Source organism: Streptacidiphilus sp. MAP5-3, from assembly GCF_041262505.1.
GTDB lineage: Bacteria > Actinomycetota > Actinomycetes > Streptomycetales > Streptomycetaceae > Streptacidiphilus.
In genome coordinates this window covers 1-11,741 of the sequence record NZ_JBGCCL010000003.1, presented here as the reverse complement: position 1 = coordinate 11,741, position 11,741 = coordinate 1, and the positions used below count along the sequence as shown (strand labels likewise).

The window sequence follows — 11,741 nt, the reverse complement described above, 5'->3', positions numbered from 1 at the left end:
AGCAGAACTCCAGCAGGGCTGCGGCAGGACCGATCGGGCACACGGCACCGCACGCACGGCACGGCACGGCACGCACGGCACGGCAACGCATGGCGCACAGGGAGCGGAACACCGGTGAGTCCCCAGCAGGCCCGGAGACAACAGACCGCCACCGGCGCGGGCACCACCCCCGCCACCGACCCGTACTTCCCCGCCAACGGCGACGCGCGCTACCACGTGCACCGCTACGAGCTGGCGCTCGACTACCGGCCCGTGCCCAACCGGCTCACCGGCACGGCCAGGATCAGCGCCATAGCGGCACCGGGCGGCGCTCCGCTGGCCGAGTTCGCGCTCGACCTGGCCGCGGGCTTCCGGATCGGCCGGGTCGCCGTCGACGGCCGGGCCCCGCACTACGCCCACCGCGCGGGCAAGCTGCGCGTCCGCCCGGCCAAGCCGCTGGTGCCGGGCGCGGCCTTCACGGTCGAGGTGCACTGGAGCGGCAACCCCAAGCCGGTGCGCAGCCCGTGGGGCGGCCTCGGCTGGGAGGAACTGACGGACGGCGCCCTCGTCGCCAGCCAGCCGACCGGCGCGCCCTCCTGGTACCCGTGCAACGACCGCCCGGCCGACAAGGCGTCGTACCAGATCTCGCTGACCACCCCGTCCCCCTACGCGGTGGTCCTCGGCGGACGGCTGCTCACCCGGACGGTGAAGTCCAGCAGCACCACCTGGGTCTACGAGCAGTCCGCGCCCACCTCCAGTTACCTGGTCGGCGTCGCCCTCGGCGCGCTGCAGCAGGTGCGACTGGACGATCCCGCGGCGGACGAGGTCCCGCAGCACGGCTGGGTACCCCACCACCTGGCTCCGGCGTTCGGAGCGACCTTCGCGCGTCAGCCGGAGATGATGCGGCTCTTCCAGGAGTTGTTCGGCCCCTACCCGTTCGACGGCTACACCGCGGTCGTCGTCGACGAGGAGCTGGACGTCCCGGTGGAAGCCCAGGCCATGGCCACGTTCGGGGTCAACCACCTGGTCGAGGGGTGGGAGTCGGAACGGATGGTCGCCCACGAGCTGGCCCACCAGTGGTTCGGGAACAGCGTCAGCGTGGCCGACTGGCGGCACATCTGGCTGAACGAGGGCTTCGCGAAGTACGCCGAGTGGCTCTGGTCCGAGCACGCGGGCGGGCCCACTGCGGCGGAGCGCGCGGCACGCTCGTACCAGCTGCTCGAGGTGCTCCCCCAGGACCTGCGCATGGCCGATCCGGGGCGCCGCTCGATGTTCGACGACCGCATCTACCAGCGCGGTGGTCTGACGGTCCATGCGCTCCGGGTCGCGCTGGGCGACGAGGCCTTCTTCCGGATGCTCCGCGACTGGACCCGCTCGCACCGGCACGGGACGGCCGGGACGGACGCGTTCCTCGCCCATGTCCAGCGCTACGCGTCAGCCCCGCTCGACGGGCTGCTCAACGCCTGGCTGTACGAGACGCTGCTGCCGCCGCTGCCCACGGCCTGAGGCGCAACTGGGGGACCGGGCGGCTCAGCCGCGCTCGGGGGCCGTCGCCCGGCTGAGCTCAGGCAGCAGCTTCTGCAGGATCCCGAACAGCTGGTCGCGCTCGGACTCGTCGAGGAGATCCAGCGCGTCGTGGACCACCTGCATGTCCTCGCGGACGGCGAGGAGCGCCGCCCGGCCCTCGTCGGTCGCCGTGACGATCTTGATCCGCCGGTCCTGCGGCCCCGGCTCGCGTCGGACCAGGCCGCGTGACTCGAGCCGGTCCACGATGCCGGTCACGTTGGAGGCGTCGCAGACCAGGGCCTCCGCCACCGCCCGCATGGGCAGCGGCCCGCGCACGGCCGCGCCGAGCACCTTGGCCTGGACCGGCGTCAGCCCGTGTCGCGCCGCGACCACGGCGAAGTCCTGGTAGTACGCGCCGCCGACCGCCGCGATCACGTCCATCAGTTCCGCCTTGCTGGTACTCATGACGGCGATTTTACGTCCGGCAAATTGAGGTGCTCAACTATCCTGACGAAACGAAGATCATCACGAACCGCTGTGACGAGGGGAACGGATCGCAGATGAGCGTCATGCGCACCACCACACTGGGGACCGACGGCCCGACCGTCGGCGTGGTCGGACTCGGCTGCATGGGCATGTCCCACGCCTACGACCCCAAGGGCCACGACGAGGCGACCTCGATCGGCGTGATCCACCAGGCGCTCGACCTGGGCGTCACCCTGATCGACACCGCGGACGTCTACGGGCCGTTCAGCAACGAGGAGTTGGTCGGCCGGGCGCTCGCCGGCGGGTACCGGGAGCGGGCCGTGCTGGCCACCAAGGTCGGGCTGGTGACCCCACAGCGCGGTCTCGGGGCCGGTTCGGCGGCTCTGGCCAGGAACGGCAGGCCGGAGCACGTCCGCGCCGCGATCGACGCGAGTCTGCGCCGTCTCGGCACCGACCACGTCGACCTCTACCAGTTGCACCGGGTCGACCCCGAGGTACCGATCGAGGAGACCTGGGGCGCCATGGCCGAGGTCGTCGCCTCCGGTAAGGCGGGGGCGATCGGGCTCTCCGAGGTCGACGTCGAGGAGATCAAGCGCGCCCAAGCGGTGCACCCGGTCGCCTCGGTCCAGTCCGAGCTCTCGCTCTGGACCCGCGACCCGCTGGACGCGGTCCTGCCGTACTGCGCGAGCCAGGGCATCGCCTTCCTTCCGTTCTCGCCGCTCGGGCGCGGGTTCCTCGCAGGCCGCTTCGCCAGCACGCAGGACCTCCCCGCCGACGACTGGCGCGCGACGCTGCCGCGCTTCCAGGCCGAGGCACTGGCCGCCAACCAGGCGCTGGTCGACACGGTCCGCGCCGTCGCCGGGCGCCACGACGCCACCCCGGCGCAGATCGCCCTGGCCTGGGTGCTCGCCCAGGGCCGGTACGTGGTACCGATCCCCGGTACCAAGACGCCCAAGTACCTTGCCGACAACGCGGGTGCGGCCGCGGTGACCCTCACCCAGACCGACCTCGCCGAACTCGACGCCCTCCCGGCGCCGACGGGCACCCGATACTGACCAGCTCCACCGACCGGTTCCACCGACCGAGCCCCCGGCGATCCGGTCGGAACCGTTCCACGATGGGCCACGTCACACGGGCATGACGACAGACACGAACTGGAGTGACTGGCCCGTGCAGGCCGAACCGACTGCGCAGGCCGAGCAGTCCCGGCGGCCCAACCGGATCGCCATCGCCGTGCTGGCCTCCCTCGTCGTCCTTGCCACCGTGGCCGTCGGCCTGGTCGTCCTGCTGGGAGCGACCGCCGATGCGGCAGGCGGCTGCGGCGGCGGATGACGTTGCATCAACACGGCTGTCCCGCAGGCCCTGTGTCAGCGCAGCAGGTAGGGCAGGCGTTCCCGCAGGAACGTGCGCGGGAACTCGTCGCGCAGCCGCCACAACCCCGCGTCGATGACGAAGTGAGCCATCACCGCACCCAGGTAGGCCCCGTAGAGCGCACGCTCGGCGGGGCCTCCACCGTGCAGGTGGGAGGCGAGGTTGAGCACCACCCCGAGCAGCAGGGCGATGTTGAGCAGCAGTGCCAGCGCCGTCCACCGGGGTATTCGCCCGGCGGCACCGCCGCCGGCGACCAGGGCCATCATCACCAGGTACTGGAACCCGTGGGCGACGGTCAGCCCGGCCACCGCCGCGTAGGGCGAGTCGAAGAGGAAGACCGGCAGGAAGAAGAGCAGCGCGGTGGCCTGCAACGCCAGAGCCTGCCACGGCCGTTCGGCAGCAGGCCGGCGCAGCACCTGCACCGCCCCGTAGCCGGCAGCCGCCGCGAACAGGCCCGCTGCGACCGGAAAGAACGCGTCGAGCCGCGGCAACGGACCGGCGATCTGCAGCAGTTCCGGACGACACAGCAGCCCGGCGATCCCGGCAACCCCGGCGACGTTGATCGCGGCCCGCTCCCCGCGCCGCAGCGAACCCGCGCCGTAGGCGACGGACGCGAGTGCGGCCAGGCCGAGGTTCTGTTTCTGGAAATGGAAGAACTGCCAGGCGAAGAAGGCGAGCAGGAGCAGCGCGAACGGCCCCTGCGGCACCAGCGCGCCCAGCACCGCCGTGACCACGACCAACCCCACCGGCGCGACCACGTACCGCACCCGCCGGGCGAGCATGAACCGCCGCACCGCCGGGACCGTCCAGAACCAGGCGCTGCTGGCCACATGGACCGACGATCCGAGGAAGAGCAGCCCGCCCAGGGTCGCCCCCTCGGGCGCGTCCGACGCAGGAGCAGCGACCACCGCCGCCACCAGCGAACCGACCGTCAGCAGCAGAACGCCCCACAGCCACGCGTCGCGTGGCGCGGTGTCAGCGGAGGGTTCGAGGACTGCTGCCATGGCGCGAGCATAGGACCCCGCACCGACAAGCGACGCAGCGGGAACACCTGGTGGACATGTGGGGAACCGGCGGAGATACCGAAAGTGTCCCTTCTTACCGCCTCACCCTCGAACGCCCGGAAAGAGTGCAATCCATACGGGTCTCTCACGATCCGCGCCCCTTCCCCTCGTATCATCATTGCGCAGGTTCTTCTCAGCCGATCCGGCGACGCCTCACGGCGTCCGCCAAGGACCAGGACAGTCAAGGCACAGGTGGGGCACGGGTGGGGGACAGAAATGCTCACCGTGCTTCGCCCGGCGTTCAGTCCTCGGTCGGGCTGAGGACATCCCGGCCTACTACTCATGTCGCTGGCGCTGCGCCGACCCGGCACGACCCGAGCACGCCCCAGCAACTCGCAGCAGCCATAAGCCCGCGACGAGGAGACCTTCTGTGACCCGACGTACCCTCCGCCTTGCGGCCGTCCTCGGATCCGTCGGCATGCTCGGCGGGGCGTTCTTCGCCCAGGCCGTGGCGTCCCCGATCCACAAGACCCCCGCGCCGCCGCAACAGCACGTGCTGCTGATATCCGTCGACGGCCTCCACCAGACGGACCTGGCCTGGTGGACCGCCCGGTACCCGCACTCGGCGCTGGCCCGCCTGGTCGCCGGCGGCACCGAGTACACCCACGCGCAGACCACCGTCCCGTCGGACAGCTTCCCCGGCATGGTGGCCCAGTTCACCGGTGGCGGCCCGGGCACGACCGGCGTCTACTACGACGACACCTGGAACGCGGACCTGCTGCCCGCTGGGACCACCGACTGCAAGGGCGTCAAGCCCGGCGCCGAGGTCGACTTCACCGAGGACCTGGACAAGAACAAGGCCAGCATTGACGCGGGCCAGGGTCTCAAGGGTCTGCCGGGCTCGATCCTGAAGATGACCGGCACCCCGCAGACGCTGATCAACCCGCGCACGCTGCCGGTCGACCCCAAGACCTGCAAGCCGGTCTACCCGCACTCCTACCTGCAGACCAACACCGTCTTCGAGGTCGCCCAGAGCTCCGGCCTGCGCACCGCCTGGTCGGACAAGCACGCGGCCTACGAGGTCCTCGACGGCCCGACCGGCACCGGCATCGACGACCTGTTCACGCCGGAGATCAACTCGGACGCCAACGGCTACCCGGCGGGCAACGACTGGACCACGGACAACAAGGCCACCGAGCAGTACGACACCTACAAGGTCCAGGCCGTCCTCAACGAGATCGACGGCTACAACCATCAGCACACCACCTGGGTGGGCACGCCTGCCGTCTTCGGCATGAACTTCCAGGCCGTCTCCACCGCGCAGAAGCTGCCCTCCTCGGACGGCCTCAAGGGCGGCTACACGTCCACCGACGAGCCCGGCCCGCTGCTGCAGAAGAACCTGGCCTTCGTGGACGCCGAGTTGGGCCGAATGACCGCCGAACTGCGCAAGCGCCACCTGGACCGGACGACCACCGTCATCCTGTCTGCCAAGCACGGCCAGTCCCCGACCGACCCCAACGCGCTGACCCGCATCGACGACAGCACGCTGCTGTCCGGTCTCGACGCCGCGTGGAAGAAGGCCCACCCGGGCGCAGGCGACCTGGTCGCCCACTCGGTGGACGACGACGGCATGCTGCTCTGGCTCACCAACCGCTCCAAGGCCGCCACCGACTTCGCCCAGAAGTACCTGCTGGCACAGAGCGGCACCGGGACCGACATCAGCGACAAGCCCAAGGCCTTCACCGCGAGCGGCCTGAGCAAGGTCTACGCGGGCACGGCCGCCGCCAGGTACTTCGGCGTCAAGCCGGGCGACGCGCGCGTCCCCGACCTCTTCGGCATCTCGCAGGACGGCGTCGTCTACACCGGCGGGACCGGCAAGGTGGCCGAGCACGGCGGCGCCCACGCCGACGACCTGGATGTGCCGCTGGTGATCAGCGGCGCCGACGTGCCGAGTGAGGTCGTGGACACCGCCGCGGTGCAGACCAAGCAGATCGCACCGACCATCCTGTCGCTGCTCGGCCTGGACCCGAACTCGCTGGTGGCGGTGGAGAAGGAGCACACCCGGGTGCTGCCCGTCAGCTGACCCGGGGCCGGTCGCGCCGCTGCTCCTGCCCGTCCCAGGCGAGGAGGAGCAGTGCCGCGTCGTCCTTCGGAGCTCCACCGGCGTAGTGCTGGAGGTCACGGTAGAGGCGGTCGAGACCGGCCCCCAGGCCGTCCACCGGACCGCCGCCGTCCTGATCGGCGCCGTCCTGACCGCCGCCCGCCCGGAGCAGCGCCGGGGCGCGCTCCGCCAGCGGGTAGAACTCGCCGCTCGCGTCGCGTGCCTCCACCACGCCGTCGGTGCAGAAGAGCAGCAGGTCGCCCGGCTTGAACGGAACCGTCCACGACTGCGGCCCACCCTGCGCCAACTGGGCGAGTCCGAGCGGGACCCACGGGTCCGGCGGTTCGAGCAGGACCGACCCCCCGTCGGCCAGGACACGCAGCGGCGGGACGTGTCCGCAGTGGATCAGCTCGACCGCGTCGGGTGGCAGGAACTGGGCCAACAGCGCGGTGGTGAACTCGCCGCTGACGGCATGTCGGGCGACGCTGGTCTCCAGTCGACGGGCCACTCCGGCAAGGTCCGGCTCGTCAAAGACCGCCTCCCGGAAGGCTCCCAGCACCAGCGAGGCCATCCGGACGGCGGGCAGCCCCTTTCCCCGCACGTCACCGATCAGTGCCCGCACGCCGAACGGGGTGTCCAGCACCGCGTAGAGATCACCGCCGATCTGGGCCAGGTCGGCGGCCGAGACGTAGCGCGCCGCGACCCGGACCGGTCCGACCTGCGGTTCCGGCGGCGGCAGCAGGGCCAACTGCGCGGCCTCGGCCACGGTCCGCACCGCGACCAGGTCCCGGGTGCGGACGACGCGGAAGTACGAGATCAGCACCGCGGCCAGGGTCAGCGCCGCGTAGGCGATCAGCGTCCCCTCGAAAAGGCGGTGCGACTCACCGCCGTCGAGCCCGTCGTAGTGGGTCAGCAGCACCATCAGCAGCAGGCCGACGCAGCTGCTGACGACCACCTCCAGCGGATAGAGCATCAGCGCCGCCAGCGGCGGGACCACTGACATCAGCGCGGCCAGGTAGGTGTCCCGGCCGGAGAGCACATCCGCCGCGCAGACGGCGACGATCGCCCCGACCACCGGCAGCAGCCGCTGCCAGAGCGGGGCCTGGAGCAGCGCCGCTCCGTCGTCCAGCGGCGCAGCCGACGGCGCGGAGGCGCCCACCTCCTCCACCGGTCGGATGCTCCTCACAGTGCTGAATCTATAGGAACCCCCTGTAAGAGACATGTCTGAGGATTTCCGCCCCAAACGCCGGAAGTACGGCACAGCGCAGCGGACCGGCCGCGTCGAGCCGCCTCCGGGCATGCCGATCGGGCACGATGCATGCCCTCGACATCCCCTCGGCGTCCTCCCGGCATTTCCCCGGTATTCCCCCGCCTACGTGTACGTCGACGTGGTTCATCTCACGTCCGTCAAGACCTACCTACGGTGGCGTAGGTCACTTCACACAGTGAAGTATCGACGTCATGCCCACATCGCGATCACCCCAGGAGCACGCGCAGATCACCTCCTACGTCGCCCTTGGCGACAGCTTCACCGAGGGGCTGAACGACCCGGGGCCCGACGGCGGCTTCGCCGGGTGGGCCGACCGCCTGGCCCGCATCCTCGCCGAGCAGCGGCCGCGCACCGAGTCCGGGCACTACGACCTGCGCTACGCCAACCTGGCCGTGCGCGGACGGCTGCTGGACCAGATCGCCGCCGAGCAGGCGCCGCAGATCGAGCCGATGCAGCCGGACCTGGTCAGCATCTGCGCGGGTGGCAACGACATCCTGCGACCGGGCAGCGACCCGGACGACGTGGCCGAGCGCTTCGAGCAGGCCGTCCTCCAGGTCAGGCCGCACGCCGGCCGCGTGCTGATCTTCACCGGCTTCGACACCCGGGACACCCCGGTGCTCAAGCACCTGCGCGGCAAGATCGCCACCTACAACGCCCACCTGCGGGCCATCGCCGACCGGCACGACCTGGACGTCGCCGACGTCTGGGCGCTTCGCTCGGCCCGCGACCGCCGCGCCTGGAGCGAGGACCGGCTGCACCTCTCCCCCGAGGGGCACCAGCGCGTCGCCCTGCTGGCCGCGCGGTCGCTCGGGCTGCCCGTCGAGGATCCCGAGGCCCCCTGGCCGCCCACGACCACCCACAGCGCGGCGGAGCAGCGCCGGGAGAACATCCAGTGGGCGCGCGAGTACCTGCTCCCCTGGGTCGGCCGTCGCCTGCGCGGCGAGTCCTCGGGCGACCACGTCGAGCCCAAGCGCCCGGACCTCGCGCCGCTGTAACCGGCAGCGACCCAGCCGCCACACCGAGCCTGCCCCGTCGCCCTGCGCGTCGGGGCGGGCTTTCTGTCACCTGGCGCGACGGGTGGCTACTCTCGGTGCTCGTGGGATTTCGAGCTTCGAACGGCATGCACGGGAATACCCCAGGGGGGTATCGTGTTGTACGGGCCGAAGGTCGAATGGTCCCCTGCAGTTCTTGTCCTGTCAGTTCTTGACCTGCAGTCCTTGTCCTGCAGTCCTTGTCGCTTCCGTTCCGTCCACTCCGCCCAGGAGGCACCCATGACCACCGCCGTCTTCACCGTCACCGGCATGACCTGCGGCCACTGCGAGAAGGCCGTCTCCGAGGAGGTCGGCGCGCTGGCGGGTGTGGTGCAGGTCGCCGCGGACGCCAAGGCCGGCACGGTCACCATCGAGTCCGAGCAGCCGCTGGACGACGCGAGCGTCCGCGCCGCCGTGGACGAGGCGGGCTACGAGCTCACCGGCCGTCAGGCCTGATCGTCCGGTCCGATCCGCGAACGCCCGCGCCGCACGTCCCCGTCGGTCCCTCGCACGCAGCAGGAGGAGGAAGCAGCATGTCCACCGCCACCCCTGGCATAGAACCGGTCGTCGAACGGGTCGAGCTCGCCATCGGCGGAATGACCTGCGCGTCCTGTGCGGCCCGCGTCGAGAAGAAGCTGAACCGGATGGAGGGCGTCACCGCCACGGTCAACTTCGCCACCGAGAAGGCCAGCGTCGCGCACGCGTCCGACGTGGCCGTGGCGGATCTGATCGCCACGGTGGAGAAGACCGGCTACACCGCCGAGATCCCCGCACCCGTCGTTCCCGATCAGGGGACGACTGACGGCGGCGCGGCGGCGGACGGTACGACAGAGGACGGCAAGGCGGCGGGCGGCAAGGCGGCGGGCGGTGCGTCCGGGGCGAAGGACGACGAGGCGGCCCGCCTCCGGCACCGGCTGCTGGTCACCGTCGCGCTCAGCATCCCGGTGATCGTCCTGGCCATGGTGCCCGCGCTGCAGTTCCGCAACTGGCAGTGGCTGTCGCTGACCCTGGCCGCGCCGGTCGTGTTCTGGGGCGGTTGGCAGTTCCACAAGGCCGCCTGGACCAACCTCCGGCACGGCGCGGCCACCATGGACACCCTTGTCTCCCTGGGCACCCTGGCCGCCTTCGGCTGGTCCGTCTGGGCGCTCTTCTTCGGCGACGCGGGCATGCCGGGTATGAAGCACGGCTTCGACTTCTCGCTCTCCACGCAGAACGCCTCGTCCACCCTCTATCTGGAGACGGCGGCGGGAGTCACCGCATTCATCCTGCTGGGTCGCTATCTGGAGGCGCGTGCCAAGCGCCGCGCCGGCTCGGCTCTGCGCGCTCTGCTGGAGTTGGGGGCCAAGGACGTGGCCGTGCTGCGCGACGGCCGTGAGGAGCGCATCCCGATCGGACGGCTCGTCCTCGGCGACCGCTTCGTGGTCCGCCCCGGCGAGAAGGTCGCCACCGACGGACGCGTGGTCGAAGGCAGCTCGGCGGTCGACGCCTCCCTGCTGACGGGCGAGTCCGTCCCGGCCGAGGTCGGCCCGGGCGACGAGGTCACCGGAGCGACGGTCAACTCCGGCGGCCGACTGGTCGTCGAGGCGACCCGCGTCGGCGCCGACACCCAACTGGCCCGGATGGCCGTCCTGGTCGAGCAGGCACAGAGCGGAAAGGCCGCGGCGCAGCGCCTGGCCGACCGGATCTCGGCGGTCTTCGTCCCGACGGTGCTGCTCATCGCGCTGGCGACGCTGGGCGTCTGGCTGGCCGTCAGCGGCAGTGCGACGGAGGCGTTCACCGCCGCCGTGGCCGTGCTGATCATCGCCTGCCCCTGCGCACTCGGCCTGGCCACGCCCACCGCGCTGATGGTCGGCACCGGTCGCGGGGCGCAGTTGGGCATCCTGATCAAGGGTCCCGAGGTACTGGAGTCCACCCGTCAGGTCGACACCGTCGTCCTGGACAAGACCGGCACCGTCACCACCGGCCGGATGGCCCTGATCGGCGTCCACCCCGCGAACGGCGTCGACGAGGCGCTGGCGCTGCGCCTGGCCGCAGCGGTCGAGCACGCCTCCGAGCACCCGATCGCGGCGGCGATCGCGGCAGCGGTGCCCGAGCCGGCGGCGGTCGAGAGCTTCCGCAACGTCCCCGGCCTCGGGGTCGAGGGCGTCGTGGACGGTCACGCGGTGGTCGCCGGACGCGAACGGCTGCTCACCGACTGGTCGATGACGCTGCCGCCCGAGCTGCTCTCAGCAAAGGGGGCGGCCGAGACGGCGGGCCGTACAGCAGTCCTGGTCGGCTGGGACGGCGCGGCGCGCGCGGTCCTGGAGGTCGCGGACACCCCGACGCCGACCAGCGCCGAGGCGATCAGTCGCCTGCGCGCGCTGGGCCTCACCCCGGTCCTGCTGACCGGGGACAACGCAGCGGTGGCACGGTCGGTCGCGGCGGAGGTCGGCATCGACGCCGACCAGGTGATCGCGGAGGTGCTCCCCGAGGACAAGGCGAGCGTGGTCGCCAGGCTCCAGGCCGAGGGCCACACGGTCGCCATGGTCGGCGACGGCGTCAACGACGCCGCCGCGCTCGCCCAGGCCGACCTCGGCCTGGCCATGGGCACGGGCACGGACGCCGCGATCGAGGCGGCCGACCTCACCCTGGTCCGCGGTGACCTGCGGTCGGCAGCGGACGCCATCCGCCTGTCCCGACGCACGCTCGCCACGATCAAGGGCAACCTCTTCTGGGCCTTCGGCTACAACGTCGCAGCCCTGCCGCTGGCAGCCTTCGGCCTGCTCAACCCGATGATCGCGGGCGCGGCGATGGCGTTCTCCTCGGTCTTCGTCGTCACCAACAGTCTCCGCCTCCGGCGTTTCCAGGCCGAGGCCTGAGCGCCGTAGGCAGTTTCTTCGCTCCCGCAGGCGGGTTGCACCATCCAGGGGCGCGGGGGGGGGGGGGGGGGACCCCCGCCCCCCCCCCCCCGCCGTGGGACACACAAAAAAAACCCCACCACCCCCCCCCCGAGC

Annotated in this window: 10 protein-coding genes; 7 read left to right on the top strand and 3 right to left on the bottom strand. The window is 71.5% G+C overall.

What is annotated here, in order from left to right; genetic code table 11:
- The first annotated feature begins 114 nt into the window (after positions 1-114).
- Positions 115-1,485, top strand: a complete 1,371-nt coding sequence (locus ABH928_RS06495) for a M1 family metallopeptidase (protein ID WP_370063036.1) — start codon at positions 115-117, stop codon at positions 1,483-1,485.
- Positions 1,486-1,509: 24 nt separating this feature from the next.
- Here the strand turns inward: ABH928_RS06495 and ABH928_RS06490 are convergent, their stop codons facing one another.
- Positions 1,510-1,950, bottom strand: a complete 441-nt coding sequence (locus tag ABH928_RS06490) for a MarR family winged helix-turn-helix transcriptional regulator (protein WP_370063033.1) — start codon at positions 1,948-1,950, stop codon at positions 1,510-1,512.
- Between the two features lie 104 nt (positions 1,951-2,054).
- Between ABH928_RS06490 and ABH928_RS06485 the strand changes: the two genes are divergently transcribed.
- Both ABH928_RS06485 and ABH928_RS06480 read left to right on the top strand, forming a co-directional pair.
- Positions 2,055-3,026, top strand: a complete 972-nt coding sequence (locus ABH928_RS06485; protein ID WP_370063780.1) for an aldo/keto reductase — start codon at positions 2,055-2,057, stop codon at positions 3,024-3,026.
- Positions 3,027-3,108: 82 nt separating this feature from the next.
- On the top strand, positions 3,109-3,303 hold the full coding sequence (locus tag ABH928_RS06480; protein WP_370063031.1) for a hypothetical protein: 195 nt from the start codon (positions 3,109-3,111) through the stop codon (positions 3,301-3,303).
- Positions 3,304-3,338: 35 nt separating this feature from the next.
- Here the strand turns inward: ABH928_RS06480 and ABH928_RS06475 are convergent, their stop codons facing one another.
- On the bottom strand, positions 3,339-4,346 hold the full coding sequence (locus ABH928_RS06475; protein ID WP_370063029.1) for a hypothetical protein: 1,008 nt from the start codon (positions 4,344-4,346) through the stop codon (positions 3,339-3,341).
- Positions 4,347-4,776: 430 nt separating this feature from the next.
- On the opposite strand from ABH928_RS06475, the gene ABH928_RS06470 reads away from it, so the two are divergent.
- On the top strand, positions 4,777-6,429 hold the full coding sequence (locus ABH928_RS06470; RefSeq protein ID WP_370063027.1) for an alkaline phosphatase family protein: 1,653 nt from the start codon (positions 4,777-4,779) through the stop codon (positions 6,427-6,429).
- Here the strand turns inward: ABH928_RS06470 and ABH928_RS06465 are convergent.
- Entirely contained in the window at positions 6,422-7,633 is a 1,212-nt protein-coding gene (locus tag ABH928_RS06465; protein ID WP_370063025.1) for a PP2C family protein-serine/threonine phosphatase, read from the bottom strand. The two genes, ABH928_RS06470 and ABH928_RS06465, sit on opposite strands and share 8 nt — an antisense overlap.
- 275 nt (positions 7,634-7,908) lie before the next feature.
- Between ABH928_RS06465 and ABH928_RS06460 the strand changes: the two genes are divergently transcribed.
- The 3 genes from ABH928_RS06460 to ABH928_RS06450 all read left to right on the top strand — a co-directional run bounded on the left by ABH928_RS06460 (position 7,909) and on the right by ABH928_RS06450 (position 11,606).
- The gene (locus tag ABH928_RS06460; RefSeq protein ID WP_370063023.1) at positions 7,909-8,712 is read left to right on the top strand and encodes an SGNH/GDSL hydrolase family protein; all 804 of its coding nucleotides are present in this window, start codon (positions 7,909-7,911) and stop codon (positions 8,710-8,712) included.
- 276 nt (positions 8,713-8,988) lie between these two features.
- On the top strand, positions 8,989-9,204 hold the full coding sequence (locus ABH928_RS06455) for a heavy-metal-associated domain-containing protein (protein WP_370063021.1): 216 nt from the start codon (positions 8,989-8,991) through the stop codon (positions 9,202-9,204).
- A gap of 77 nt (positions 9,205-9,281) precedes the next feature.
- On the top strand, positions 9,282-11,606 hold the full coding sequence (locus tag ABH928_RS06450; protein WP_370063019.1) for a heavy metal translocating P-type ATPase: 2,325 nt from the start codon (positions 9,282-9,284) through the stop codon (positions 11,604-11,606).
- Positions 11,607-11,741: the final 135 nt, after the last annotated feature.